This window comes from Chitinophaga sp. 180180018-3 (assembly GCF_037893185.1).
Classification (GTDB): domain Bacteria; phylum Bacteroidota; class Bacteroidia; order Chitinophagales; family Chitinophagaceae; genus Chitinophaga.
On record NZ_CP140772.1, the window covers coordinates 332,028 to 358,989 of the forward strand.

Here is a 26,962-nt window from a genome sequence, read left to right on the forward strand (position 1 = left end):
TCTTCTTTCTCAATTCTTAATTGTCATCACCGTGCGTCGGTTCTGCGCCCTTCCCTCCTCTGTATCATTATCCGCTACCGGCTGTGTTTTTCCATAGCCTTTTGAGGTGAGCCGTGCGGCCGAAATACCTTTTTCGGTCAGGTATTGTACTACCGCTTTTGCACGGTTTTCAGAAAGGATCTGATTGTCTTTATCAGTGCCCACATTGTCAGTATAGCCGGAAATTTCAATTTTGATAGCAGGATTCTCCTTTAACAACTGTACGAGTTTATCGAGTTCTGTAATGGATGCAGGTTTAAGACTGTATTGTTTGGTATCAAAGAAGATATTGTGCAGTACAATGCTCGCATTAGCCGTCAGCGGTTGCAGCGGGATATTCTTTTCAAAAGGAGTACCCGGATTATGATCTTTCAGTGAGAAATGATCTGAATAAAACAGGTATCCCTGTTTGTTCACGTGCATAGCGTAGTCCTTGCCCACCGGCAGTGGTGCAAGGTAGTCGCCGTTGTCATTTGCTTTTACCTTTGCGATGTGGTAGCCTCCCTGCAGATCAGTTATTTCGATATCCGCTGCAAGCCGGGCATGGGTGGCGGTATCATACACGAATCCTTTTACGTATAATGTTTGCAAGGGCCGTGCTTCCGGGTATAGTTCGAAGCTGTAGATATCCAGACTGCCAAACCCTTCAGCCCTGTCTGATGCAAAATAGGCAGTGGTGCCGTTGGCATCTACTACCAGCGAGGCATCTTCATCTATGGTGTTGATAGGATAACCCAGATTGATGGCAGGGCCCCAGCTGCCATCAGGCTGACGGCGGGAGTAAAAGATATCCATTCCGCCATAACCGGGATGACCGTTAGAGGCAAAATAAAGTGTCTGGCCATCGGCATGTATAAAAGGAGTGCTTTCATTGCCTTTGGTGTTAATATTGGGCCCGAGGCGTTCCGGTGTGCTCCAGTGCCCATTAGGCTGCAGATTGCTTACAAATATATCTGAACCGTTATCTGGTGTTTGACGTGCAAAATAAAGCGTTTGTTTGTCTGCGCTGAGGCAGGGTTGCGACTCCCAGTCGCGGGTGTTGATGGGAGCACCGAAATTTTTGGGAGCAGTCCAGCCCTTTTCTGTCTTTTCTGAGTAGTACAGATCGCAGCTGCCTTTACCTTCCGGAAAGTCGCAGCCCGTAAATACCAGCATGGTACCATCTTGTGAAATGTTTTGTGCGCCTTCATTGAAATTAGAGTTTACCGGTTCACCCATGTTTTCAGCAGGTGACCACTTATTATTGTTATCGCGATGGGTTATATAAAAATCTTCATTGCGGTTATTGACGCGCCGCGTATAGATCAGTGTTTTGCTGTCGATGGTCAGCGATGGGAAATACTCCGGATCCTTGCTGTTTACATTGGCTCCCAGGTTCTCCGGATGAAAAGGCACTGTTTTTCCGTTATGTACCGCAAATTCATAATTTGCTTTCAGGTTTTCCGCGATTGGGCTTTTAGCTTTGGCTACTGCCAGGTACTGGTTAATCAATTGGAGAGCGCCTGTAAAGTTTCCGGTGCCTGCCATCGCTTTGGAATAAGCTATCATCACAGGTTTCAGGCCGCTGCTGTCGAGCTGTTTCAGTTTTTCAAAAGCTGTATTGGACGCTTTATAGTTTTTCATTTCCAGATAACAAAGCCCCATCTGACCATATGCATCCGTGAAATTTGGGGCTGATTTTAAGGCCTCTTCCAGGTAACCAATCGCGGCAGCGCTCTGATAATTCCTGAAAGCTTCTATTGCTTTATCAAAACTGGCTTTGGCTTTTTTAGGTGCGTTTTCATAGGAAACTATCTGGGACTGTGCCAGCAGGGAGATGCTGCACAGGCAGCCCAATAGTATCAACAGGCAGGTTTTTTTCATAGTATATAATAGTAGCTGTGTAATTAACGAAAATACTACGAAAAATAGTGCCGGGAAATTAGAGATATCATAAACAACCGGGCGGAAACAAGTGGATAATTGCACCTGTTTCCGCCCGGTTTAAGTATGTTGCTGAATTCCCGCTCAGGGAACATTGATGTATTTGTGGATTTGCAACGACATCGTCCATTGCGGATTATCCTTGATATATGCTGTGATCAGCGGTGTCATCTCTGTACTGCGATCCCACTCCGGCTGTAAATACAGCTTACAATGTTTGCCGGCCAGTGCGGCATATTTTTCCGCCCACGCAAAATCTGTCTTGTTAAAGATCACCACTTTCAGTTCATGTGCCAGCCGGCAGATCTCCGGTAACGGCGCCTTGAATTTTTTAGGAGAAAGTGTGATCCAGTCCCAGCTACCGCTCAGTGGAGAAGAGCCGGAAGTTTCTATATGCGTGCGGAAACCTTCCTTGTGTAACGCTCTGGTAAGCCCATCCAGCTGATGCATCAATGGTTCTCCGCCAGTGATCACTGCAATACGCCCCGGATAACGGGCGGCTTCTCCTACGATGTCGGATATTTCCAGTTGCGGATGTTTGTCGGCATCCCAGCTTTCTTTTACATCACACCATACGCATCCTACATCACAGCCACCAAGCCGGATGAAATAAGCTGCTTTTCCCTGGTAATAGCCTTCTCCCTGAATGGTGTAGAAGCGCTCCATTACCGGTAGTGTGCTTGTTTTGATATTAGTACTTACTACAGACATATTCTTACTTCACAAAGGTCGGATTTTTTCCAACCATCCGTTATTAGTTCATACTTCCTTTTAACCCAACTGCGGCATGATAAGTGTTCTTCAGCAAAGCGGCAATGGTCATGGGACCTACGCCTCCGGGAACCGGAGTGATATAGCTGCATTTGGGCGCCACTTCATCAAATTTAACATCTCCTTTCAGGCGGAAACCACTTTTCTTGCTGGCATCTTCCACACGGTTGATACCCACATCCACTATGATAGCTCCTTCTTTTACCATGTCGGCAGTAACAAAATCAGGCCTGCCGATAGCAGCAACAATGATGTCGGCCTGGCGGCATATTTCAGCCAGATTGTGTGTGTGCGAATGGGTAAGGGTTACCGTGCAGTTACCTGGATTGGTATTGCGGCTGAGCAGTATACTGATGGGAGTACCCACGATGTGGCTGCGACCTATTACTACGGCATGTTTACCTTTAGTAGGAATATTGTAATGTTCCAGCATCAGCATAATCCCATAAGGAGTAGCAGGAATGAAAGCGGGCAAGCCACTCACCATTTTACCCACATTCATCGGGTGAAATCCATCCACATCCTTGCTGGGATCAATGGTGTTGATTACCAGTTCTTCGTTGATGTGTTTGGGTAATGGCAGCTGTACCAGTATACCATCTACGTCCGGATTTTCATTCAGCAGAATAATCTGATCAAGCAAATGCTTTTCAGAGATCTGCGCATCAAAACGGAGAAGCGTTGAATTATAACCGCATTCTGCACATGATTTAACTTTGGATGCAACGTAGGTTTCACTTGCTGGGTTGTTACCTACCAGGATGGCTGCCAGATGAGGGACTTTTTTGCCTGCAGCTTTTAATTCAGCCACCTTAGCGGCCAATTGAGTTTTTATGGTCTCGGAAACGAGTTTACCGTCTAAAATTTGCATGTGCAAAGGTAAGGAAAAAGCTGAAAGCAAAAAGCTACCACAACATTTGAATGCAAACGCCCGCAGGATGCCGGCTTGCGTCCGTCAATGGCTGTAGTAGCTTTTACACTTAGGGGTCTGGGTTGTCTTTAGTGGAAATTATAAGGCAAAACAACATGTAACCTTCCGTCGGACATATATCCGACGGAAGGATCAGATCACAGTAGGTATTAAATTTTAGGTGCTGCAGCCAGCATCTCTGGTGTGGCCCCGGCTGCATATTTTTCGAAGTTGCGGATAAATTGCGCCGCCAGGTCTCTCACTTGCACATCGTAAGCGGCTTTATCGGCCCAGGTATTGCGCGGATCCAGTATGTCGGCCGGTACACCCGGGCAACTGTCTGGGATCGCAACACCGAATACCGGATGCGGGTGGAAGTTGGCCTTGTCCAGTTCGCCATTCAGCACTGATGAAATCATCGCACGGGTATAAGCCAGCCTGATGCGGTTGCCGGTACCGTATGCACCGCCGGTCCAGCCGGTATTGATCAGCCAGACTTTAACGTTGTGGTTACGCATCTTTTCTCCCAGCATCTGCGCATACTGCGCCGGATGCAAAGGCATGAAAGGTGCTCCGAAACACGCACTGAAGGTGGATTTCGGCTCTGTTATTCCTGCTTCTGTACCTGCTACCTTGGCGGTATAACCGGAGATAAACTGGTACATCGCCTGTTCGGGCGACAACCGTGATATGGGCGGTAATACACCGTAGGCATCGCAGGTAAGGAAGAATATATTTTTAGGAATTCCGCCTTCTGCGGGCTCCTGCGCGTTATCGATGTAATGCAGCGGGTAGGATACGCGGGTATTTTCGGTAATGGATTTATCCGCGTAGTTTACCGTGTGGGTGCCAGGGAAGAACTTAATATTCTCCAGCAGTGCGCCCTCACGTACGGCATGAAATATCTGTGGTTCCTTTTCTTCCGAAAGATCAATACATTTTGCATAACAACCACCTTCGAAGTTGAACACACCATTTGGCGTCCAGCCGTGCTCGTCGTCGCCGATCAGCTTGCGCTGCGGATCAGCACTCAGCGTGGTTTTACCCGTTCCGCTCAAGCCGAAAAAGATGGCCGTATCCCCGTCTTTGCCCAGGTTGGCAGAACAGTGCATACTCAGCACTTTATGGTGATGCGGCAGTTCGAAATTGAGAATGGTGAAAATACCTTTCTTAATTTCTCCGGTATAGGCACTGCCCCCGATAAGGATCATCTTCTTCCTGAAATTCACTACCGAGAAGTTTCCCTGGCGGGTACCATCCGTAGCAGGATCTGCGAGGCATCCCGGCGCCTGTATCACTGTCCAGTCGGTTTGCATGTAATCCAATTCCTCTTCTGAAGGCCGCAGGAACATATTGTACGCAAACAAACTCGACCAGGGCAGCTCTGTAATCATACGTATATTCACGCGGTAGTCCTGGTTAGCGCATGCATAGCCATCGCGCATCCATACTTCTTTTCCGCTGAAATAACGGGTGATCCTGTTATATAAACGATCAAAGTGTTCTTCGGAGATAGGAATATTGAAATCGTTCCAGTTAACAGTGTTGGCAGTGATGTTGTCTCTTACAATGAATTTGTCCTTAGGCGAGCGGCCGGTATATTCGCCGGTATTAACGGCCAGGGCTCCGGTGTCTGCATATTCCCCTTGCTTGCGGGCGACGGTTTGTTCCGCCAGCTCTTCAGGAGATAGTTGGTAATAAACGTTAGCTACGTTCTCTATGCCAAGTCCCCGTAAGTCAGCAATAGGATTCCTTACGCTACTCATTTGCATAAAAGCAAGATTGTTTTGGTGTAATAGCAAAACTAGGGTTTTTTTGATATTGTCAAATTTTATAGGTGTTATACCATTAAAATTTAGAAAATACTTACGAGTATCGGGGGATCATTGCGATATCTTCAGTATGTCTGTGTTTCCTTGCAGGATTGTCAAACTAAAAAAGGGTTAATATAACATTAAATACCAGTAAGGAAATATTAGTACGATTTTGTCATTTAATGATGCAGATATTGACCGATTTGGTAATTCAGCGGCAATCGCCGTTCGCAGGTCCGAAATTTTAGCTAGGTTTGGAGCCTCATTTGAAAATAAGAGATATGAAGAATCTGCCCTTAGATCCGCAGCTGTTCGTGAAGAACCGTCAGCGTTTTGTGGCAAAAATGCAGCCACAGTCCATAGCTATAATTAATTCCAATGATGAATTGCCTACTAACGGCGATGCCTTGTATAAGTTCAAACAGAATTCCGACCTGTACTGGCTGACCGGAATCGATCAGGAAGATACCATGATAGTGTTGTTCCCGGATAATCCTGATCCCAAATACCGCGAAGTGCTGGTATTGGTGCGGCCTAACGAGCTGAAGGAAAAATGGGATGGTCACCGGCTGCGTAAAGACGAAGCACTCGCCATTTCCGGCATCGCTACCGTAGTGTGGCTGGATAGCCTGGACGCGTTTTTACAGCAATGGATTAATGATGCGGCTAACATCTACCTGAATTCCAACGAAAATAACCGTAAGTCTAATCTGGTGCCGGTAAGAGATTACCGCTATGCCCAGGAAATGAAAGTGCGTTATCCGTTACATCACTACCTGCGTGCAGCCGTTATATTCAAGGAACTGCGTGCCGTAAAAACACCGGAAGAGATCAGGGTAATACAGCAGGCGATCGATATCACTGAAAAGGCTTTCCGCCGGCTGTTGACATTCATTAAACCAGATGTATGGGAACATGAGATCCATGCAGAGATCCTGCATGAGTTCCTGCGAAACCGTTCCGGCGGAGAAGCGTATGGCTCTATTATCGCATCAGGCGACCGCGCCCGTACGCTGCATTATGTATCTAATAACGATGAGTGTAAAGACGGAGAGCTGATCCTGATGGATTTTGGCGCAGAATACGGTGGCTATAACGCCGACCTTACCCGTACCGTACCGGTAAATGGTAAATTCACCGCCCGCCAGCGTGAGGTATACAATGCCTGTTTACATCTTCATAACTATGCTAAATCTATCCTGCGCCCGGGTATCACCATCGCGAAGTACCACGAAATGGTAGGAGAGGAAGCCACCAGAGAATTTATAAAACTGAAATTACTTACGGAAGAACAGGTGAAGAACCAGGATCCGGAAAATCCGGCCTATCGCAAGTACCTGTATCATGGCATATCTCACCATCTTGGCGTGGATGTACACGATCTCGGACCTTCTTTCCATAAACCGATTCCTGAAGGAGCGGTAATGACAATTGAGCCGGGAATTTATATTGAAGAAGAAAAAATGGGTGTCCGCATTGAAAACAATATCTGGCTGACAGCCGAAGGTAATGTGGACCTGATGAAAAATATGCCGATTACAGCGGATGAAATTGAAGCACTGATGGCCCGCTGATCAGTTTGATTTTTTTGACGCTCCTGATGAATTGAAAAGGTAAAACAAAAGATAATCATCAAAATTATATCTTCGCTGCTGCCTCTGTTCATCAGGAGTGTCAAAAACGTCATAATTAATCAGTGGTTTCATGAAACAACTACCCAACATACTTACCCTATGTAACCTTTTTTGCGGCGCCCTGGCGATTATATGTATACTATATGCGCCGGAGTATCGTGCTGAAATTAACGGTGCCGACTATACGATTATCAGCCCCGAACCTGTTTATTGGGCGTCCGCCCTGGTAGTAATAGCCGGAATTTTTGATTTTTTTGATGGAATGGTAGCCCGGCTGCTTCGTGTGAGCGGTCCTATGGGAAAGGAACTCGATTCACTGGCAGATGTGGTGACTTTCGGTGTAGTGCCCGGTATGATGCTGTTCCGTTTGCTGCGCAGTGCTTATTTTCAGCAACCCGATGTATTTGACGTATCTATCATCAATCTGGCTCCGGCCTTGCTGGTACCTTGTTTTGCGGCTTACCGCCTTGCCAAATTCAATATAGATGTAAGGCAATCCGAAAGTTTCATCGGAGTACCTACTCCTGCAGTAGCCCTGCTGGTGGCATCTTTTCCCCTGATCGTGCTTTTCAATCCGTTCAACCTGGCGCATTGGTTCCAGAACATCTGGGTATTATACGTCGTTATCGGCTTGCTCTGTTACCTGATGGTAGCCGAAATTCCCATGATCAGCCTGAAGTTCAAGAATAAGAGCATTGCTGCCAACTGGCCACGCTTCCTGCTGATTATCCTCACTATACTGAGCATTCCGGTGCTGAAATTTGCTGCAGTACCGTTTGTTTTCGTGTGTTATGTGGTGCTGTCGGTGGTGGTGCCTCCGAAGATAATTACGAATTAAGAATTACGAATTACGAAATGCATAGCAGATATAAGCGAGTGATATGTTATCCGCTTATATCTGCTATGCATTTCGTAATTCGTAATTCTTAATTCGTAATTTTTATCGTACGTTTGCGGCAAAATTTCTAGCACAATGACTTTTACTGCACATATCAATGTGATGCCACTGAAGGAATTATTGGATCCGCAAGGAAAAGCGGTAATGGGTGGTCTCAAGAACCTGGGTTTAGGCCAGGTACAGGATGTACGTATTGGTAAGCACATTACCCTGCAGATCGAAGCTGCCAGCCAGGAAGAGGCAAAACAGATCGCGGAGAATGCCTGCCAGAAGCTGTTGGCAAACCAGGTAATGGAATCTTTCGAAGTACATATACAATAACTGATTGCGTGCTGTAACGGCACAGTACAGGAAGTTCGCAAAGGAGTGGAGATAGCGCAGGAACCTAACCGGGCGGATCTCCCACCTCTGCGAACTTCCCTGTTTTACGTACTTATATAAGGGAATTGAATTATGAAACTATATCTCGTTCCATCTCCCATTGGTAATCTTGCAGATATTACCTACAGGGCTGTGAAAGTGCTGGAAGAGGCTGATCTGATACTGGCGGAAGATACACGCACTTCCGGTGTACTGCTGCGGCATTACCAGATCAATAAGCCCGTAACCCCCTATCATCAGCATAACGAGCATAAAATAGTGCAGCATCTGTTGCAACAGCTGCAGGAAGGCAAAACAATGGCGCTGCTGACCGATGCCGGTACGCCAGGCATATCGGACCCTGGTTTCCTGCTGGTGAGGGAATGTACCCGCGCCGGCATCCCGGTAGAATGCCTTCCGGGCGCCACAGCGTTTGTTCCGGCGCTTGTTAACAGCGGTATTCCTATGAACCGGTTTGCATTTGAAGGTTTCCTGCCACTCAAGAAAGGACGCCACACACTGTTTACCCGGCTGGCCACAGAAGAACGTACCATCGTTTTCTATGAATCCCCCATGCGGCTGGTAAGAACCCTCGCGGATCTGATCCAGTATTTTGGCCCCGACCGCCCCTGCTCTGTGAGCCGGGAACTGACCAAGATGTTTGAGGAAAATAAACGCGGTACCCTGCAGGAAGTACATGATTACTATGCGGAGAAAGGGGTGAAGGGAGAAATTGTAGTGGTGGTACAGGGCTGCGAATAATTTTTTTCCCAACTGACATAGGGTTGTCATACCGGGGTTGTTGTTTTGTAACCAGAAACTTTTACCATGTCTATCACTGATATTGCATCCCGGCGACTACAACACCAACAATTACAGAAAACTGCTCTGAAAACACCCGACAGCATGGTGTCTTTTTTCGGAGCAATGCAGGCACAGGACTACGCCAGCAGCAAATGGGGCATAGGCGCCCGCCTCCCGGGGTGTACCCATGCGGATGTAGAAAACGCCATCCGGCAAAAGAAGATTATCCGTACTACCGTATTCCGTGGCACCCTGCACCTGGTGGCAGCTGCCGATGTACGTTGGATGCTGCAGCTGGCCGCACCGTCCGTAAGAACCCGCGGAAGAAGCATGCAACGTAAACTCGGCTTGGATGAACCCTTGTTCGATCGGATTAAACAACTGCTGATAAAATTGCTGGAAGGCGGTAAACAGCTTACCCGTAAAGAAATCACCGCTTATTTACAGGCAAACGGAATCAATACCGACGAAAACAGGATGAATCATATCCTGTACGAAGCCGCTATCTCAGGGATTACCTGTAACGGCGCCCTGCGGGAAAAACAGTTTACCTACACGCTGCTCGACGAATGGCTGCCTGCCTCGGATATGCTTGATAAAGAGACAGCACTGCAAACCCTGGCCCGGCGATTTTTTACCAGTCACGGGCCAGCTACTGTGGCTGATTTTGCACAATGGTCAGGTTTCCCGATGAAGGAAGCACGGGAAGGATTGGAAAGCGCCCGCTCTGCCCTGGTGGCAAAGCAGGCCGGGGATGTTACCTGGTGGATGGCGCCCGGCAGAACCAGGCCCGTTACTACATCTGCGTTGCTGTTGCCCGCTTTCGATGAATATTTCGTTGGCTACAAAGACCGTAGCACCGTGATTGATATGCGGCATGCCAGTAAAGTGATGACCCTGAACGGTATTTTCAATCCCCTGATGGTACGTGACGGGCAGGTAATAGGCGCCTGGAAGCGTACGATTAAGAAAGATACCGTTAGCATTGTAACTGCACCTTTCCGGTCAATGAAGAAGGCTGAATTAAAAGACTTTGAGCCGGCTGCATTGAGGTATGCGGCCTTTCTGGGCTTCACCCTGCAGGAATTCAAATAATGAGTATTCATGCCTCCGTGTAGCTGAGAAGACCTTTCTCATTTACTATCCGGATACTTTTTCCCGAGATAATGATCAGGTTTTCCGATATAAATTCATTCAGTATGCGGAAGATGGTTTCATAGGTAGTGCCGATATAGGAAGCCAGATCCTGCTTGCTGAGAGAAAGATGAATGAAGCCGTCATCCGAACGCCCAAACAACTTTTCCAGTAGCAGCAGGGCCGTGGCGCACCTTCCTTTTACCGGCATATGGGCCAGGTTACGTATCTGCTTTTCTGAAGTTTGCAGTTCCTGCGCATAAAAGAGCATCAGGGCATAAAGCAGTTCCTGGTTTACGCGTAATGACGACTGGAAAAAATCCATTTCAAAGAAGCATACCCTGACGGAACTCAACGTGGTAGCCGATACCGGAAAGATTGGTTCAGTGCCCCCAATTCCCCGGTGCCCGACAATGTCGCCCGGACCCGCAAAACGAACAATCAGCTCTTTGTCGCTTCCCCAGTGTTTATGGACCTTTACAACACCTTCGTAGATAAAATAAATGCCCGTTACCCGCTCGCCTTCACGGAACAATACCTCGTTCTTGCGTAACACAAAATTCTTCCGATGGAGCGCAATAGCAGTGCCCCATTCACTCATTGATAACCTGCAAAGCAGGCAGGTTTTTCCGTCGCAACCCTGTTTATCTTTCTTCATGTGTAAAATGCCGGGAGGATATAAAAGGAAATGGATCCGATAACAATGATTGCAGGGATACTACTTCCCCGACAATAATAATGGCGGGGTTACCGATGTTTTCAGCCCGGGCCCGTAGTGCAATATCCTTTACAGTACCAGTTACCATTTTGGCGCTGGTAGTAGTGCCTTCCTGGATAACAGCGGCAGGCGTTTCTTTCTTCCCGCTATTCATAAAAATATCCATGATCTGTTCCAGTTTGTTCATGGCCATCAATATGACTACAGTAGCAGTGGAACGTGCCGCCAGTTCTACATCTCCGGAGATGTCGCCCGACCGGGTAGTGCCTGTTGTAACCCAGAAGCTCTCCGCCATTCCGCGGTTGGTGAGCGGCACCATTTGAGAAGCCGGTACCGCTATGGCACTGCTGATGCCGGGAATAACAGCTACGGCTACCCCGTGTTCCCTGGCATAAGTGATTTCTTCCACCGCTCTGCCGAAAACAAACGGATCGCCGCCTTTTAACCGGACTACATGACCATGTGCGAGTGCCATTTCTACGATCAGCTGGTTGATCTCCTGCTGCGACAGGGTATGGCAGCCATAGCGTTTGCCGGTGAACCGTATGATCGCTCCTGGAGATGCATATTCCAGTAAAGAAATGTCTACCAGGGCATCATATAATATAACATTGGCCTGACGTATCGTACGAATCGCTTTCAGGGTGATCAGCTCCGGATCACCGGGGCCTGCACCTACTAATGATAAAAAAGGCCGGTTCATAATTTTATATTATAAAATAAATAATGTGATATAATTTCAATTTTTCAAGATGAAATTAATATAAAACTATTAATTTTATAACTAACATCATGCACCTAGATTTAAAATCTTCACCAAAACAATAAATAATATTATATAGAATTAATTATAATATAATTTATTCAGGTCTTAAATCTACTCCAATGAAAATAGTTGTTATTGGAAATGGCATGGTGGGATACAAATTCTGTGAGAAGCTATGTGCCAGGATCACCCCCGGAGCGGTGGACCTGGTGGTTTTCGGAGAAGAACCCCGACCTGCATACGACCGGGTACATCTCACGTCCTGGTTTGATGGTAAAACAGCTGAAGAGCTCCTGCTGGCCACACCGGAATGGTATACGCAAAAAGGCATACGCCTGCATCTGGGCGACCCGGTTATCCGCATCGACCGGGAACACAAAATGATTTATGCTGCTAAAGGTGCCGCCGAGGCCTACGACTATCTTATTATGGCCACCGGTTCGGCTGCCTTTGTGCCGCCGGTGCCGGGAATTGATAAGAAAGGCGTATTCATTTACCGCACAATCGAAGATCTGGAAATGATGAAAGCCCATGCACAGCGGGCCAAAACCGGGGCGGTGATTGGTGGGGGACTGCTCGGGCTGGAAGCTGCCAAAGCTTTACTGGATCTTGGGATCAGAGATGCCCATGTGATAGAATTCTCCTCCAGGCTGATGCCTCGCCAGATCGATGAAAAGGGATCGGTATTGTTACAGGGAAAGCTGGAGGAACTGGGGCTTAAAGTACTGACCAACAGAAATACGAAAGTGATCACCGGCGATGAATATATCACCGGATTGCAGTTTACAGACGATACTTTCCTGCAGGCGGATATGCTCGTGATTTCAGCGGGCATCAGGCCCAGGGATGAACTGGCAATAGCAGCGGGCCTGGAAACTGGGGCCCGTGGCGGCATTGTGGTAAATGAACAACTACAGACCTCCGATCCATCTATCTATGCCATCGGGGAATGCGCACTTTATAATAATATGATATACGGACTGGTGGCGCCGGGATACGAAATGGCAGAAGTGGTGGCCGCACATATTTCCGGTGAGCTGAAAGCATTCACCGGCTTTGATATGAGCACCAAACTGAAACTCATCGGGGTGGATGTTGCCAGCTTCGGAGATCCTTTTACCGCTCCTGAAAACTGCCGTAGTATTGTTTTTGAAGACAAATACAAAGGCGTTTATAAACGCATCGATATTACGCCGGATGGCCGCCAATTGCTGGGAGGTATTCTCATTGGTGAAGCTGAAGCCTATAATCTGTTGTTACAAACAGCAAAGAATAAACTGGTACTGCCTGCGGATCCCGAATCCCTGTTGCTGGGCCCGGCCCGGGAAAGCACTACCGGTAGCACCGGACTGGATGCCTTACCCGATGAGGCCCTGATCTGCAGCTGCGAAAGCGTCAGCAAAGGCGCGATATGTCAGGCGGTGACAGACGGGCATGAAACCCTCGATGAGGTGAAGAAATGTACAAAGGCCGGTACCTGCTGCGGCGGATGTACTCCCATGGTAAAAGATATCATCACCGCTACGATGAAAGCCCAGGGCAGGTACATCCGCAACGTTATCTGCGAACACTTTGCCTACTCCCGGCAGGAAATGATAGATCTCGTAAAAATCAAATCACTACGCTCATTCGACGAGGTACTGGATCATTACGGTGATGGCGAAGGCTGTGAAATATGCAAACCCGTCATTGCTTCTATCCTCGCCAGTTTGTGGAATGATATGATCCTGGGTAAAGGAAATGACACGGCGCAGGACTCGAACGACAGATACCTGGCTAATATTCAGAAAGGAGGCACTTACTCTGTAGTACCGCGTATTCCGGGCGGAGAGATAACACCTGAGAAATTGATTACTATCGGAGAGATCGCCAGGAAATATCATCTCTATACAAAAATCACCGGCGGACAACGTATCGATCTTTTTGGTGCGCACCTCGTAGACCTGCCGAAGATATGGGAAGAACTGATTGCTGCCGGCTTCGAAAGTGGCCACGCATACGGGAAAGCACTGCGTACCGTGAAAAGCTGCGTAGGCTCTACCTGGTGCCGTTTCGGACTGCACGACAGCGTCAGCTATGCTATCCGCATCGAAGAGCGTTATCGGGGCCTTCGTGCCCCACATAAAATCAAATCTGCTGTATCAGGCTGCATCAGGGAATGCGCAGAAGCGCAGTCGAAAGATTTTGGCATCATCGCTACCGAAAAAGGCTGGAACCTGTATGTATGCGGAAACGGAGGCTCCAAGCCGCAACACGCCATGTTACTGGGAGCCGACCTCGACAGCGAAACCTGCATCAAATACATCGACCGGTTCCTGATGTTCTATATAAGAACCGCGGATCCGCTTACACGTACTGCTACCTGGCTGAATAAGCTCGACGGCGGAATAGATTATCTCCGCAATGTAGTGGTGAATGATAGTCTTGGTATTGCCGCGCAGCTGGAAGTTGAAATGCAGCTGCTGGTCGACAGCTACAAATGTGAGTGGAAAGAGGTCGTGGAAAACCCGGAATTGCGTAAGCGGTTCACCCACTTTATCAATGCACCGGAAGACAAAGATCCTACAGTGAAATTCGAAACGCTTCGCCAGCAGAAAAAAGCTGCTGACTGGAAATAATTTTCTTCATAAAAAATTTACTGCTATGTCTATTTCTTCAACAACCATTCACTGGTTTTTTGCCTGCAGAACATCGGATGTACCCACCAATGGCGGTGTTTGCGTAAAGTACAAAGAGGAGCAGATTGCATTGTTTTATTTTGCCCGGAGAGATGAATGGTATGCTACCCAGAATCTTTGTCCGCATAGGCAACAGATGGCGCTGAGTCGCGGTATGACTGGCACCACCAAAGACGAACCCAAGGTAGCATGTCCCTTTCATAAGAAAACATTTTCGCTGCTCGATGGTCGCTGTTTATCTGATGAGGCCGAATGTGCACTGACGGTTTACCCGGTGCGTATCATCGACGACCTTGTATACATCGGCGTGAGTGAAGGAACAGAAATGGCAGAAGCATAAATAGGAAACCCGGCAGCGGGCAGGCTGGCCGGGCTTCTGATTTCAAAATGGATTGACTCACTTAAAATCAACCAAAGGTACATGAAAAAATGGTTTCATGGCAGCATAGGACTCATGTTGCCTGGGCTGTTACTGTCGCATTACAGCTATGCCCAGTTCACCCTCGGAGCTCAGCTGCGCACCCGCTCTGAGCTTCGCAACGGACAAGGCGCTCCCCAACCCCAGGGCGCGGCCCCGGCTTTCTTCACCTCTCAGCGCACCCGGCTGATGGCCGGTTTCAGCGCATACCGCATTAAACTGGGCCTGACGGTACAGGATGTACGTGTATGGGGGCAGGATGTTTCTACCATAAACCGCACTACTACGCCCGATAACAACGGCTTTATGCTGCATGAAGCCTGGGCGGAAATCCTGCTTACGGATACGGTGGTAAAAAACAAAAGCCTGTCCGTTAAAATCGGCCGTCAGGAACTGGTGTATGACGACAGCCGGTTGTTAGGTAACCTCGACTGGCTACAGCAGGGACGCCGGCACGATGCGGCGGTGGTGAAGTATGAAAGCAGCTCCTGGACAATGCACGCAGGATTTGCTTTCAATCAGAATAAGGAAAATGCCTCAGGCACCATTTATAATCCCGTTCCTCCGGGCAATTATACCGCTAATACCAACGGGGGAAGTGCTTATAAAAGCCTGGAATACCTGTATGTTTCCAGGAAGTTCGATAAAGGTCATCTTTCCTTTCTTTTTCTTTCCGATCAGTTTTCGAAATATCGTGTCGACAGTGTAGCGAAAACCTGGGAAGGGCCTGCATATAGCCGCATTACAACCGGTCTGTTCTATACCGTGGAGGGTACTCATTTATCCGGTACGGCATCCGCTTACTACCAGGGAGGTACTAACGCAAACGGGCAAACGATTAATGCAACGCTGCTCTCCGGGTATTTGCAATATGCCGTTTGCAGCAATTTCGGCGCAGGCCTCGGAGTGGATTATACAACTCCTGATTTCGATCCGTTGTATGGTACTCCACATAAGTTCTGGGGATATATGGATTATTTCTACGTTGCCAGTCCGTTTGGAAACAAAGGGCTGCAGGACTATTATCTCAGAACAAAGCTGACAGCCGGTTCCCGCTGCACAATAGGCGCTGATGTACACGAATTCTATAGCGCTGAAATGAGCAAAAAATTCGGAACAGAGGCGGATATCGTTGCTACCTACGCACTTACAAAGATGATAGGATTTGAAGCCGGCTATAGCCACTTCTGGAGCACTGCTTCACTGGCCGCTGTAAAGAATGTTAAAGACCCGGCTGCCAATAGCAACTGGGCATATGTAACGATCAATATCCATCCCGAATGGAAATTTAAATAACAACAAATAACAGTACAATGCCCGCTCTCGATAAAATAAAAATATTTAGTCTGGATACCATCCAGATGCGTACTTTTCATATTACCTGGCTGATGTTTTTCGTCTGTTTCTTTGGCTGGTTCGGTCTTGCTCCGCTGATGCCAACGATCAGAACCGATCTTGGGCTTACGAAAGCGCAGGTAGGTAACATCATCATTGCATCTGTATCCGGCACCATTATAGCCCGCCTTGTGATAGGCAGGCTCTGCGATACATGGGGACCGCGTAAAACAGCGATACGCCTCTTATTGCTGGGATCTGTACCGGTATTCCTGGTAGGATTATCAAGAGATTATACCTCTTTCCTTGTTTTTCGTTTAGCCATCAGTGTTATAGGTGGTTCTTTCGTAATTACACAGTTCCATACTTCTCTGATGTTTGCGCCGGCTATCAAAGGTACGGCTAATGCCATTACCGGTGGTTGGGGTAATCTGGGCGGCGGTGTAACTAATATGGTGATGCCGCTGATCTTCGCTGCCATTGTAGGAATGGGGTTTACTAAAGGGGAAGCCTGGCGTTATGCCATGATTCTGCCGGGTTTGATGATGCTGATAGTGGCGTGGTTGTATTACCGCTATACGAAGGATACGCCGGAAGGTAACTTCGATGAGATTGGTCGCAATAGCCGGCAGGCCAAAACAGATTGGTCTGTATTGCGCGACTGGCGCATCTGGGCGTTGACATTGGCCTATGGCATGTGTTTCGGTATGGAAATCACTTTTGATAATGTGGCTTCTTTACACTTCGTGGACACTTTTCACCTGTCGCAGAGCAGTGCTGGCTTCTGGGCCGGGGTATTTGGTTTCATGAACCTTTTTGCCCGTGCATTGGGAGGCATTGTGTCTGATAAAGTAGGTGCTGTATCAGGGATGAAAGGGAAGGGCCTGTTGCTGGCTTTTATGTTGCTGATGGAAGGCGCAGGGCTGATACTTTTTGCTCAGTCGGGCTCACTTGTGCTGGCAATTATTTCAATGCTTGGCTTTGCCCTGTTCCTGAAAATGGCCAACGGCGCTACTTACGGTATAGTACCATTTATCAGTGAAAAAAATACCGGCCTGGTGAGCGGAGTGGTAGGAGCCGGCGGTAATCTGGGTGGAATGATGTTTGGTTTTCTGTTTAAGTCAGAGCACATCACCTACGTACAGGCATTTACGTACATTGGGCTAACAGTGATCACCATAGGATGTATTGTACTGCTGACACGATTTACACCAAGACAGGAAACCGATGAAGAGCAGGTAGTCAATGCTCCGGTGGCGATGTCCTGAAAGCGTTAAAAGATGAATTATGCGGTCGACTCTTAAAACTACCTGTTGTTATTGCGGTGTTGGTTGCGGCATACTGGTACATAAAGACCGGCAGGGAAAACTGTATGTGGAAGGAGATCCTTCGCACCCCGTGAATAAGGGAATGCTTTGTTCAAAAGGAATGAACCTGCATTATACGGTAATGGATACAACCGACCGGTTACTTTATCCTGAAATGCGCTACCATCGGGAATTACCGAGGCAGCGGGTAACATGGGATCAGGCATTGGAACGTACTGCTGCAGTGTTTTCTTCCATCATCAGGAAGTATGGGCCGGATGCCGTGGCATTTTATGCCTCCGGTCAGTGCCTGACGGAAGAGTATTATGTAGTCAATAAACTGATAAAAGGATTCATCGGCAGCAATAATATCGATACAAATTCCCGGCTTTGTATGAGCAGCGCTGTAGCCGCTTACAAGATGGCATTGGGAGAAGACGCAGTACCGGGCACTTACGACGATATAGAGCAAACCAGCTGTATTTTTGTGGCCGGCGCCAACCCCGCCTGGTGCCATCCTATTCTGTGGCGCCGGGTGGAAGCTGCCAGGGCGGCGAATCCACAGCTAAAGATCATTGTGAGCGACCCCAGGGTAACGCAGAGTTGCAGTATCGCCGATCTGCATCTGCAGATTAATCCCGGTACCGATATAGTACTCCATCATGCTATAGGCCGGTTGTTGATAGAGCAGGGAAAAACGGACCATTCATTTATAACAGCACATACCGAGGGATTTACGCAGTATCGCGAATGTGTGATGCAACGCAGCATCAGCGAGGCGGCTGCTATTTGTGGTATAGCCGAAGACGCCATCAACACCGCTGCTACATATATCGGAGCGGCAGAGGGGTTCATGACCTTATGGACAATGGGACTGAATCAAAGTGTTGTGGGTGTGAATAAGAATCTTAGCCTTATTAATCTGCACCTGATCACTGGTCATATCGGAAAGCCAGGCAGCGGCCCCTTTTCGCTTACAGGTCAGCCTAATGCCATGGGAGGCCGGGAAGTAGGCGGACTATCCAACCTTTTGCCTGCGCACCGGGTATTGAGTGACCCTGAGCATCGCCGGCAGGTGCAGGAATTCTGGGGCGGAACAACACTATCGGATAAACCCGGGCTTACCGCTACCGAAATGTTCGATGCCCTGAATGATGGCCGCCTGAAAGCCATCTGGATCATGTGTACCAACCCGCTGGTGAGCCTCCCGGATGTACGTGTGGCGGAAGCTGCATTGCAAAAGGCAAAGTTTGTGGTAGTACAGGAAATATCATCGAAACCGGAAACCCTGCGATATGCTGATGTAGTGCTGCCGGCTGCTGCCTGGACGGAGAAAGAGGGTACCATGACCAATGCCGAGCGCCGCATCAGCTATCTCGGCAGAATTGCCGATGCGCCCGGAGAAGCATTGCCGGACGCAGAGATCATTTGCCGGTTTGCCCGGAAAATGGGATATAACGGATTCGGCTATACGAGCATGGAGGAGATCTATAAAGAACATGTGCGCCTCACGGCTGGCACCAACATCGATATCAGCGGCCTTGATTACACCATACTGAAGAAACAGCGAAGCGTACAATGGCCCTTCAATAAAGGGAAAGGAACCGCCCGCCTGTTTACTGACAGCTATTTCTATACCTCTACCGGCCGTGCTCTCATACACAGTTTCGGAGATACGAATGGCTCTGAACCACTGACGCCCGATCTGCCCCTGATCCTTACTACCGGACGTATCCGTGATCAGTGGCATACCATGAGTAAAACAGGGAAAGTCAATAAACTGAAGCAGCATATTGCCAATGCTTTCCTGGAAATCCACCCGGCAGATGCACGGAAACGCGGTATCAATACCGGCGATATTGTAACAGTAACCAACGAACGGGGGAATGTACGGGTGAAGGCCCAACTCAGCGATGCCATCAAGCCTGGAGTAGTATTTCTGCCTATGCACTGGGGAAAGATGCTGAACAGTGATCTGCATCGTGCAAACAATCTTACCAACAAGCTGCTGGACCCGGTATCAAAGCAACCTGATTTCAAATACGCTGCGGTGGAAGTGGCCCGCTATCGTAAGCCCGTGCAGAAGATCGTTGTGATCGGGGCCGGAGCCGGAGCTTGCGGGTTTGTGAAGTCGTACAGAGAGCTGAATACCACCGATGAAATTGTAGTGTTCAGCAAAGAGGATCTTCCTTTCTATAACCGCGTAATGCTGCCCGATTATATCAGCGGAACCCAGCAATGGAAGCAGCTGGTGAAAATGACGCGGGCAGAAGAAAAGGAATATAATATCACCCTGCACAGGGGAGTTAGTGTGGTACATATCAACCGTACTGCGAAAGAAATAACTGATAGTAACGGCGACGTACATACGTACGATATACTGTTATTGGCTACCGGCAGCCGGGCGGCCAGTTTGAAAGATGTTCCGGATCTGCCGGGCATTTTTACCATGCGCACAAAACTGGATGCAGATGCCTTCAGTGAACATATAGATCCCCGCAACGGTAAAGTGATGATCGTTGGTGGCGGACTGCTTGGTATAGAACTGGCCGCTTCCCTGCGTGAAATGCGTATAGACGTTAGCGTTATACAGCGCAGCTCCCGGCTGATGGACAGGCAACTGGACGCACTGGGCGGCCAGTTGCTGTATGAAGAGCTGACCGACAAAGGCATTGAGATCTGCTATAACGATGAAATAGATCGCTTCGCCGGGCATGAGAAACTGGAAGGCATCTATATGAAAAGCGGCCGGTATATCGCCTGTCAGGCGGTGGTGATGTCGATAGGCACCGTACCTAATATAGAACTGGCTCGCGAAGCCCGCTTAAATTGCAGCAGGGGCGTAGTAGTGAATGAATACCTGCAAACAAGCGATCCCGATGTTTTTGCCATCGGGGAAATAGCCGCGTTTAATGGCACCCTTTACGGTATCACAGCGGCTGCGGAACAACAGGCCGCAGTGGTGGCCCGTTTCCTGAATGGAGATATCAGCTGCTACTATCAGGGATCGCTGATGATGAATATCCTCAAGATGCACGGCACCGACCTTTGTTCGCTGGGTATGGTAGAAACGCCGGCAGATCCGGCTTACGAAGAAATCCTGTTTATTGATAAAGCCAAACGTTATTATAAAAAATGTATCATCCATCAGGACAGGCTGGTAGGCGCTATATTGATAGGGGATAAAACGGAGTTCCAGGAATTCCGCGATCTGATTGAGCAACGTATTGAGCTGTCGGATAAGCGACTGGAATTGTTGCGTTCCGGTAAGAAAGGAACACCGGTGATTGGCAAACTGGTTTGCTCCTGCGGTAACGTGGGCGAAGGAAATATCCGGGAGAAAATAAATGAAGGCTGCAGCACTCTGCAGCAGCTGTGTCAGGCTTCCGGCGCCGGTATGGGATGTGGAAGTTGTAAATCAGAAGTGAAGGCGCTGTTGGAAAAACATCTGCATAAAAATCAACCAGTACCCGTTTTATAATGGCGAAGCATACACATACGTTACAGTTTAATTTTACCGGCGGCATCATATCACCCGGTAAGCTGCTCGAATTGCTGGAACTGCTGGACGATGCTACGGTAACGCATGTACGCTTTGGATTGAGGCAGCAGCTGCTGTTGGATGTGCCTGATAAATCCCTGGCAAACTTTATTGCATCGTGCAATGCGCGGCAGATCAGGTTTTCCGATACTCCCAATATACTCAGTTCATATCCTGCTGCAGATATTTTTACCAGTAATACCTGGCTGACAGAAGGTGTTTACAAGGATGTGTTTAATCAGCTGGATTATCAGCCTGCACTTAAAGTGAACATCTGCGATAGCCGGCAGACGTTTGTGCCCTTGTTCACCGGACATATCAACTGGATCACTTCCGGCTCCCTGCATTACTGGTATTTATATCTGAGGCCCCCCGGCAGCCAGGAACTTTTTCCATGGCCGGAACTCGTGTATACAAACGACATTGCAACAGTTAGCCGGAAGGCAGAATTGTTGTTGTTGCAAGGCGTTTCGCCTGATATTGCTTATCAGGATATAAAAAATACATCGACTTATATCTCAAAAGAAAAAGACAAAGAACCTGATTTTCTGCCTTTTCATCTGCCTTATTATGAAGGGTTCAATAAACATCACAACAGTTACTGGCTGGGGATTTATAAAAGAGACGAGGATTTTTCCACTGCTTTTTTAAAAGAAATCTGTATCCTGTGTATGGAAACCCGCATTGGTCAGTTATATGCAACTCCCTGGAAATCGCTTGTGATCAGGAATATCGACACTGCTCATCGCAGGCTCTGGGATTTTATTTTAGGTAAGCATGGCATCAATGTGCGGCATGCGGCAAATGAGCTGAACTGGCAGGTGGAAGATAACTGCGAAGATGGTCTGATCCTTAAACGGCACATTATCCGGTATTTCGATATTGCGGATGTGCGTACCTATGGCCTTTGCTTTAGTGTGAGAGTGTTCCGGCCGGCCAGTTTATTTGGAAACATTGTAATCAGGAAACGGGAAAACCCGCAGGGTAGCCGCCTTAAGTATATGCAGCGATATGATATTTTGTATACTGCCGATTTTAACGCCAATACCGGCTCACTGATACCCTACCGGGAAAATGTATCAAAAGAACATCTGGGCCCTTATGTGTCTTCATTATGCCGGTTGTTTTATGAACAAAGCAGTAAGACCGATACGCTGATGAATTTTGTTAATGAACAGCGAACATTGGCCCAGCCCGATCATAAGGAGTATATCCTGCATCAATGCACTAATTGTTACACCGTTTATGACCCCGTTGCCGGCGACCCCGCCCATGCTGTTCAGCCAGGAACTCCCTTCAGTGAAGTACCTGCTATTTACACCTGTTCTGTATGTGATGCAGGCCGGGATGATTTTAAAGAAATAAAGAACACAGACCTGCTTTTCCGCGGCTGATCCCGTTTATATATTTTATTTTGGCCCCATTACCAGGATGTTTATTTTAGCTGCTAAATAAAAAGATAAGGAATGAAGTTTAGGGTTACAACGGGCAGATGCCTGGCCATCGGACTGCTGGCAGGCAGCTGTTTTCAGGCGAGTGCACAATCTGATCGCTGGCAGCAGCGGGTGAAGTATTCGATGGATATAAAGATGGATGCACCTGCTAATCAATTTAAAGGGCAGCAACATCTGGAATATTACAATAACTCACCTGATACACTGAAAAAAGTCTTTTATCACCTCTACTGGAACGCATTTCAGCCAGGCAGCATGATGGATGTCCGTAGCCGTGAATTAGGTAAAGTTGTTCTGGGAAGAGACAAAAACGGCAATGAACGCCGCGACTGGGACCCTCGTGTGCGTGACAGGATCTCTAAACTTCAACCTAACGAAATAGGCTATCAGAAAATAATATCGCTGAAGAGAGATGGTAAGCCGCAGGCATTCAAAGTAGTGGAAACCATATTGGAAGTACCGCTGGATAAGCCTGTCCTGCCTCATTCAAAAACTGTTTTTGATATGGAATTTGAGGCCCAGGTACCAGTGCAGATCCGCCGTAGCGGCCGCAATAACTCCGAAGGGATCGACTTTTCTATGTCGCAGTGGTATCCTAAAATGTGCGAATATGATTACGAAGGCTGGCATCCTACTCCCTATATTGCCCGTGAATTTTACGGCGTATGGGGCGACTACGATGTGAAAATAACCATCGATAAAAAATACGTGTTGGGAGGCACCGGTTACCTGCAGAATCCCCAGCAGATTGGCTACGGTTATGAAGCGCCGGGAACCAAAGTAAACAGGCCCGCAGGTAATACACTCACCTGGCATTTCATCGCCCCCAATGTGCACGACTTTGTGTGGGCTGCAGATCCCGATTACAAGCATATTACCCAGAAGGTAGATGGATTCACTGCACATTTCCTTTACATCGATAACGAGCATACACACGAAACCTGGCCTCAGCTGGCGAAGATGGTTCCTGTTGCATATGCTTATGTCAAGGCGCATTATGGCCCTTATCCATACGAACAATATTCCTTTATTCAGGGAGGCGACGGCGGTATGGAATATCCAATGGCTACGCTGATTATGGGTAACGGAAAAATGGATGGCTTGTATGGCCTGGCCATGCACGAATGGATGCATAGCTGGTACCAGGGTATGCTGGGTACCAACGAAAGCCTGTATCCATGGATGGATGAAGGCTTCACCACTTTCGCAGAAAATAATATACAGTACAATACCATCGATTCACTGAAAGGCCGGAATCCACTGGAAGATGCTTACGCCGGCTATTTTGCGCTGGTAAGAAGTCCATACGAAGAACCTGCATCCACGCATTCAGACCATTACAACACCAACTATGGCTACAGCCTTTCTGCCTATTCTAAAGGTGCAGTATTCCTCGAGCAACTTAGCTATGTGATCGGAACACAAAACCGCGATAGCGGACTGCTGCGCTATTACAGGGAATGGCGCTTCAAACACCCGAATGCGAACGACTTTATCCGGGTAATGGAAAAAGAAAGCAATATTCAGCTGGATTGGTACAGGCAATATTTCATCAATTCCGTAAAGCATATTGATTACGGCATCGACAGCGTATACCCGAAAGGCAATAAAACAGTAGTTCGCCTGCGCCGGATCGGGCTCATGCCTATGCCGATCGATTTTATGGTTACAGATAAAAACGGAAATAAAGTGCTGTACTACATTCCGCTGTCGCTGATGTTCGGCGAAAAGCCCAATGATTATGCCGGCATAAAACGCATCGTAAAAGATCCCTGGTATTGGACCAATACCAACTACGAAGTAGAAATAGATACTCCCTTATCTGAAGTACAGGAGCTGGAAATAGATCCCAGTCAACGTATGGCGGATATTGACAGAAGAAATAACAGAATGAGCTATTAGCTTTTAATTAAGAATAGAGAAAGGAGAATGAAGAATGCCAGCGAAGATAGTAAACGCGAAGATCACATTCGCTACCATTTTCGCTGGCATTCTTCATTCTCCTTTCTCTATGCTTAATTAAAAGCCGAAGGCTTTTTCTGCAATTCTTTCTCCTTCCCTCAGCATCTCCTGCATTGCCATCGGTTCAAATCCTAGTCCTCCCATATCTGCGTCCAGTGGGATTTCCGGCCGGATAACATGCAGATTTATTTTTCGCTTATCCTCAAAAGGATTGTGCGCGACGTCGCTGAAACAGCGGTCGATGTCGGCCGCCGGTACACCTGCCTGAGCAAGGTTGGATCTTACTTCGTTGAGATAGGCAATGGCGTCGTTAGTGAGCCGGGTACTGTTGATGCCATTGGCGGCTATACTGTTAGTACTGCTATCCATTTGCTTTTCCAGTATCTCGAGGATGGTTTTAAACAGCCTGTTGTCTTCTTCATCATTTTCCGGCGTAAGGAGGATGGCGTATATATTATCGGCTCCTTTATCGATCGCCAGTTTTACCGGATCATAATGTATGCCTCCCGCACTGGTGAATTGCTGTACATGATCAGGAAGAGAGGCTACTGACACAGGTGGCATGAACACCGGAATGCTGCAGGCTGCCTGCACGGCTTCGCGGAAAGTAAAGTTGTCGTGCAGTGAAACGATTTCAAAATCGTGCAGCGACCCGTCTGCAATACCGGGTGTGAAATAGGTAGTTCGATTGGATTGCAGGCAGTGCGCCGCAATGAACACCTGTTTATTCAATTCCTGCAAGGCTGCAAATCGCGCATCAGTGAAGATATTGGTGATTTTCTGAGTAAAAGGGGTTGAGTTGTAGAGTGAATTGTGCTGCGGAAACCGCTGCATCATCGTGCTGGTATTGAAAAGATCGGCGGTCCTGTTGCTGGTAAAGAGCTTTTCCAGCAACAGGATTTCTCCCAGAGCGGCCAGTGGTGTAATCAATGCACTGGTGCCAGTTCCACAAAAAAAATCGAAGTTAATATCCGGCCGGTGAGAGAAAATATATTTGAGAACACCCACAGCAAAAGCAGCTCTGGAGCCGCCTCCGCTGATGACTAATGCTGTTGTCGCCATGGAGATTTATTAGGTGACAACAAATTAATTAAAAAATCAGAATATCAGTTGCTGAAGCTGGTTTTCCCAGGTATGCCCTAGTAGTTCCTGGTCCCGCAATTTATCGAGGTGATGTTCATTATGATACACAATGCTGTAGAGCATTTCACGAATCGTAATTTTCCCCAGCAACGGATGAGGCAAACGGTATTTGTCGAGGTCTTTTTCCGACCATGAGGCAAGCTTCTCATTTAGCCTGGCCTTTTGCAACAGGAAGCCCTGTATCAAAGCCGGACGCTGAGCAGGGTACACTACTCCCGGATGGTAGGCCCGGCCCGCTACCGCACCAGCGGCAACTACCTTGCTGAATTGCCCGGCCAGCTGCTCATATGAACGAACAGGTAACTGGTTGGTACCAAAATAGCGCAGGGTAATTTTGGGAAATCCCAGGGCGCTGCTCACAGGCCGTATGGATTTTATAAGATGATCCAGCTGTTGGCCGGCAGACCATTTGCCATAAGGAGAAGCTGTAAAACGTATATCCGGCAGCGTATTGACAAAGTCAATGAAGTTGTCGAAGCTGGTGTTAAGTAACTTAATTATCTCATGTTTGTTCAGGTACATAGGAAATGATTTTAGCGGATTCAAAAACACATTACCTGGCGCCGTATACTGAAATACCCTGGCCTCTGCATTCTCTTTGAAGTTACATCAGATTTGTGAACCGGCCAACTGGAAATTACATATAAAATTATTTTATGTGCAAAAAAATATTCGATTGGACGGAAAATAAGCGCGTACAGCTAGAAAAAAGTTAAATTATTCTAGTGCGGCGCATTCAAAACCCTGTTTTTGTACAAATTTGATGATAATATCTTCATCTACTTCGAGGTCAGCAATACGCAGCACCTTGTCACAATCGTCCAGGTCTACATGGCAGGATCCTACCGGAAAACTGTCGGAAATAGCCCGGATCACGTATTGTCGCTCTTCCGGGCTGTGTATATTGGTTTTGAATATGCCTATCATAGTCGGAGATTTTTAATGTGATTCTTTTTCTTCGTTTTTAAGGTCATCACGGCGTTCCTCCCACTGATCGTGGCGCCAGCCGCCGAAACCCCGGCAACGGTTGCGGAAATGTTCCTTCATCCTTTCCTGTTCTTCCGGCGTCATATTCGCCATTTTCTCCCGCATGCGGGCTTTCCATTCGCGTCCACGTTCCCATTTGCTACCGTGATGATTGTGCCATCCGAAGAGCAATTTTCCGAGCAGCAACAGGCCAAGTGCCTGCCAGAATGTGATGATCGGGCCATGGAAAAGATCGGGTATCAGGTTGTTCCATAATAACATGGTAGCAAACCCCACAGCCGTGATAAACACGATTCCCAATACTAAAAACTTCATCACATGAAGGCCTTTGTTCCTTCTTCCATATGTGTGTCTCATATCTTTATT

22 protein-coding genes are annotated in these 26,962 nt (G+C 47.8%); 12 read left to right on the forward strand and 10 right to left on the reverse strand.

The window, feature by feature from the left end; all coding sequences use genetic code 11:
• Positions 1 to 9 precede the first annotated feature (9 nt).
• The 4 genes from UNH61_RS01370 to pckA all read right to left on the reverse strand — a co-directional run bounded on the left by UNH61_RS01370 (position 10) and on the right by pckA (position 5,415).
• A complete protein-coding gene (locus UNH61_RS01370; RefSeq protein ID WP_326990311.1) occupies positions 10 to 1,902 on the reverse strand; it encodes an OmpA family protein in 1,893 nt (630 codons plus the stop codon).
• A gap of 144 nt (positions 1,903 to 2,046) precedes the next feature.
• Positions 2,047 to 2,673, reverse strand: a complete 627-nt coding sequence (locus UNH61_RS01375) for a 7-carboxy-7-deazaguanine synthase QueE (protein WP_326990312.1) — start codon at positions 2,671 to 2,673, stop codon at positions 2,047 to 2,049.
• A gap of 43 nt (positions 2,674 to 2,716) precedes the next feature.
• Positions 2,717 to 3,604 carry a bifunctional methylenetetrahydrofolate dehydrogenase/methenyltetrahydrofolate cyclohydrolase FolD gene (gene folD, locus UNH61_RS01380; protein ID WP_326990313.1) on the reverse strand — a complete coding sequence of 296 codons (888 nt, stop codon included), beginning with the start codon at positions 3,602 to 3,604 and terminating at the stop codon, positions 2,717 to 2,719.
• A 209-nt stretch (positions 3,605 to 3,813) separates the two neighbouring features.
• Positions 3,814 to 5,415 (reverse strand): phosphoenolpyruvate carboxykinase (ATP), encoded by a 1,602-nt coding sequence (pckA, locus tag UNH61_RS01385; RefSeq protein ID WP_326990314.1) that lies wholly within the window; start codon positions 5,413 to 5,415, stop codon positions 3,814 to 3,816.
• A gap of 323 nt (positions 5,416 to 5,738) precedes the next feature.
• Here pckA and UNH61_RS01390 point away from each other — a divergent pair, with 323 nt between their 5' ends.
• The 5 genes from UNH61_RS01390 (at position 5,739) to UNH61_RS01410 (ending at position 10,248) form a co-directional block, all read left to right on the forward strand.
• Positions 5,739 to 7,031 carry an aminopeptidase P N-terminal domain-containing protein gene (locus UNH61_RS01390; RefSeq protein ID WP_326990315.1) on the forward strand — a complete coding sequence of 431 codons (1,293 nt, stop codon included), beginning with the start codon at positions 5,739 to 5,741 and terminating at the stop codon, positions 7,029 to 7,031.
• Positions 7,032 to 7,161: 130 nt separating this feature from the next.
• Entirely contained in the window at positions 7,162 to 7,929 is a 768-nt protein-coding gene (locus UNH61_RS01395) for a CDP-alcohol phosphatidyltransferase family protein (protein ID WP_326990316.1), read from the forward strand.
• A 135-nt stretch (positions 7,930 to 8,064) separates the two neighbouring features.
• The gene (gene purS / locus UNH61_RS01400; RefSeq protein ID WP_326990317.1) at positions 8,065 to 8,310 is read left to right on the forward strand and encodes a phosphoribosylformylglycinamidine synthase subunit PurS; all 246 of its coding nucleotides are present in this window, start codon (positions 8,065 to 8,067) and stop codon (positions 8,308 to 8,310) included.
• Positions 8,311 to 8,442: 132 nt separating this feature from the next.
• Complete coding sequence (rsmI, locus tag UNH61_RS01405; protein WP_326990318.1) at positions 8,443 to 9,111, forward strand: 16S rRNA (cytidine(1402)-2'-O)-methyltransferase; 669 nt, start codon at positions 8,443 to 8,445, stop codon at positions 9,109 to 9,111.
• A 66-nt stretch (positions 9,112 to 9,177) separates the two neighbouring features.
• The gene (locus UNH61_RS01410; protein WP_326990319.1) at positions 9,178 to 10,248 is read left to right on the forward strand and encodes a winged helix DNA-binding domain-containing protein; all 1,071 of its coding nucleotides are present in this window, start codon (positions 9,178 to 9,180) and stop codon (positions 10,246 to 10,248) included.
• Between the two features lie 7 nt (positions 10,249 to 10,255).
• Here the strand turns inward: UNH61_RS01410 and UNH61_RS01415 are convergent, their stop codons facing one another.
• Complete coding sequence (locus tag UNH61_RS01415; protein ID WP_326990320.1) at positions 10,256 to 10,945, reverse strand: Crp/Fnr family transcriptional regulator; 690 nt, start codon at positions 10,943 to 10,945, stop codon at positions 10,256 to 10,258.
• On the reverse strand, positions 10,932 to 11,708 hold the full coding sequence (gene cobA / locus UNH61_RS01420; RefSeq protein WP_326990321.1) for a uroporphyrinogen-III C-methyltransferase: 777 nt from the start codon (positions 11,706 to 11,708) through the stop codon (positions 10,932 to 10,934). The genes UNH61_RS01415 and cobA overlap by 14 nt, the downstream gene beginning before the upstream one ends.
• A gap of 182 nt (positions 11,709 to 11,890) precedes the next feature.
• Here cobA and nirB point away from each other — a divergent pair, with 182 nt between their 5' ends.
• From nirB to UNH61_RS01455, 7 genes are all read left to right on the forward strand, one after another.
• The gene (nirB, locus tag UNH61_RS01425) at positions 11,891 to 14,389 is read left to right on the forward strand and encodes a nitrite reductase large subunit NirB (RefSeq protein WP_326990322.1); all 2,499 of its coding nucleotides are present in this window, start codon (positions 11,891 to 11,893) and stop codon (positions 14,387 to 14,389) included.
• Between the two features lie 25 nt (positions 14,390 to 14,414).
• Positions 14,415 to 14,789, forward strand: a complete 375-nt coding sequence (nirD, locus tag UNH61_RS01430) for a nitrite reductase small subunit NirD (protein ID WP_326990323.1) — start codon at positions 14,415 to 14,417, stop codon at positions 14,787 to 14,789.
• An 81-nt stretch (positions 14,790 to 14,870) separates the two neighbouring features.
• Complete coding sequence (locus tag UNH61_RS01435; protein ID WP_326990324.1) at positions 14,871 to 16,163, forward strand: alginate export family protein; 1,293 nt, start codon at positions 14,871 to 14,873, stop codon at positions 16,161 to 16,163.
• 17 nt (positions 16,164 to 16,180) lie between these two features.
• Positions 16,181 to 17,470 (forward strand): MFS transporter, encoded by a 1,290-nt coding sequence (locus UNH61_RS01440; RefSeq protein ID WP_326990325.1) that lies wholly within the window; start codon positions 16,181 to 16,183, stop codon positions 17,468 to 17,470.
• 19 nt (positions 17,471 to 17,489) lie between these two features.
• Positions 17,490 to 20,990, forward strand: a complete 3,501-nt coding sequence (locus tag UNH61_RS01445; protein ID WP_326990326.1) for a molybdopterin-dependent oxidoreductase — start codon at positions 17,490 to 17,492, stop codon at positions 20,988 to 20,990.
• Positions 20,990 to 22,444, forward strand: coding sequence for a rubredoxin (locus UNH61_RS01450; protein WP_326990327.1), 1,455 nt, complete (start codon positions 20,990 to 20,992; stop codon positions 22,442 to 22,444). Before UNH61_RS01445 ends, UNH61_RS01450 begins: the two co-directional genes overlap by 1 nt.
• Positions 22,445 to 22,516: 72 nt before the next feature.
• On the forward strand, positions 22,517 to 24,406 hold the full coding sequence (locus tag UNH61_RS01455) for a M1 family metallopeptidase (RefSeq protein ID WP_326990328.1): 1,890 nt from the start codon (positions 22,517 to 22,519) through the stop codon (positions 24,404 to 24,406).
• A gap of 117 nt (positions 24,407 to 24,523) precedes the next feature.
• Here the strand turns inward: UNH61_RS01455 and UNH61_RS01460 are convergent, their stop codons facing one another.
• The 4 genes from UNH61_RS01460 to UNH61_RS01475 form a co-directional block, all read right to left on the reverse strand.
• Positions 24,524 to 25,528 carry a patatin-like phospholipase family protein gene (locus UNH61_RS01460; protein ID WP_326990329.1) on the reverse strand — a complete coding sequence of 335 codons (1,005 nt, stop codon included), beginning with the start codon at positions 25,526 to 25,528 and terminating at the stop codon, positions 24,524 to 24,526.
• Between the two features lie 36 nt (positions 25,529 to 25,564).
• Entirely contained in the window at positions 25,565 to 26,131 is a 567-nt protein-coding gene (locus UNH61_RS01465) for a DinB family protein (RefSeq protein WP_326990330.1), read from the reverse strand.
• Positions 26,132 to 26,326: 195 nt separating this feature from the next.
• Positions 26,327 to 26,536, reverse strand: coding sequence for a hypothetical protein (locus UNH61_RS01470; RefSeq protein ID WP_326990331.1), 210 nt, complete (start codon positions 26,534 to 26,536; stop codon positions 26,327 to 26,329).
• Between the two features lie 12 nt (positions 26,537 to 26,548).
• On the reverse strand, positions 26,549 to 26,953 hold the full coding sequence (locus UNH61_RS01475) for a hypothetical protein (protein WP_326990332.1): 405 nt from the start codon (positions 26,951 to 26,953) through the stop codon (positions 26,549 to 26,551).
• Positions 26,954 to 26,962: the final 9 nt, after the last annotated feature.

Coding starts and splice junctions, on each gene's coding strand:
- UNH61_RS01370 (WP_326990311.1), bottom strand. CDS start 1,902: ATGAAAAAAACCTGCCTGTTGATACTATTGGGCTGCCTGTGCAGCATC.
- UNH61_RS01375 (WP_326990312.1), bottom strand. CDS start 2,673: ATGTCTGTAGTAAGTACTAATATCAAAACAAGCACACTACCGGTAATG.
- folD (WP_326990313.1), bottom strand. CDS start 3,604: ATGCAAATTTTAGACGGTAAACTCGTTTCCGAGACCATAAAAACTCAA.
- pckA (WP_326990314.1), bottom strand. CDS start 5,415: ATGCAAATGAGTAGCGTAAGGAATCCTATTGCTGACTTACGGGGACTT.
- UNH61_RS01390 (WP_326990315.1), top strand. CDS start 5,739: ATGAAGAATCTGCCCTTAGATCCGCAGCTGTTCGTGAAGAACCGTCAG.
- UNH61_RS01395 (WP_326990316.1), top strand. CDS start 7,162: ATGAAACAACTACCCAACATACTTACCCTATGTAACCTTTTTTGCGGC.
- purS (WP_326990317.1), top strand. CDS start 8,065: ATGACTTTTACTGCACATATCAATGTGATGCCACTGAAGGAATTATTG.
- rsmI (WP_326990318.1), top strand. CDS start 8,443: ATGAAACTATATCTCGTTCCATCTCCCATTGGTAATCTTGCAGATATT.
- UNH61_RS01410 (WP_326990319.1), top strand. CDS start 9,178: ATGTCTATCACTGATATTGCATCCCGGCGACTACAACACCAACAATTA.
- UNH61_RS01415 (WP_326990320.1), bottom strand. CDS start 10,945: ATGAAGAAAGATAAACAGGGTTGCGACGGAAAAACCTGCCTGCTTTGC.
- cobA (WP_326990321.1), bottom strand. CDS start 11,708: ATGAACCGGCCTTTTTTATCATTAGTAGGTGCAGGCCCCGGTGATCCG.
- nirB (WP_326990322.1), top strand. CDS start 11,891: ATGAAAATAGTTGTTATTGGAAATGGCATGGTGGGATACAAATTCTGT.
- nirD (WP_326990323.1), top strand. CDS start 14,415: ATGTCTATTTCTTCAACAACCATTCACTGGTTTTTTGCCTGCAGAACA.
- UNH61_RS01435 (WP_326990324.1), top strand. CDS start 14,871: ATGAAAAAATGGTTTCATGGCAGCATAGGACTCATGTTGCCTGGGCTG.
- UNH61_RS01440 (WP_326990325.1), top strand. CDS start 16,181: ATGCCCGCTCTCGATAAAATAAAAATATTTAGTCTGGATACCATCCAG.
- UNH61_RS01445 (WP_326990326.1), top strand. CDS start 17,490: ATGCGGTCGACTCTTAAAACTACCTGTTGTTATTGCGGTGTTGGTTGC.
- UNH61_RS01450 (WP_326990327.1), top strand. CDS start 20,990: ATGGCGAAGCATACACATACGTTACAGTTTAATTTTACCGGCGGCATC.
- UNH61_RS01455 (WP_326990328.1), top strand. CDS start 22,517: ATGAAGTTTAGGGTTACAACGGGCAGATGCCTGGCCATCGGACTGCTG.
- UNH61_RS01460 (WP_326990329.1), bottom strand. CDS start 25,528: ATGGCGACAACAGCATTAGTCATCAGCGGAGGCGGCTCCAGAGCTGCT.
- UNH61_RS01465 (WP_326990330.1), bottom strand. CDS start 26,131: ATGTACCTGAACAAACATGAGATAATTAAGTTACTTAACACCAGCTTC.
- UNH61_RS01470 (WP_326990331.1), bottom strand. CDS start 26,536: ATGATAGGCATATTCAAAACCAATATACACAGCCCGGAAGAGCGACAA.
- UNH61_RS01475 (WP_326990332.1), bottom strand. CDS start 26,953: ATGAGACACACATATGGAAGAAGGAACAAAGGCCTTCATGTGATGAAG.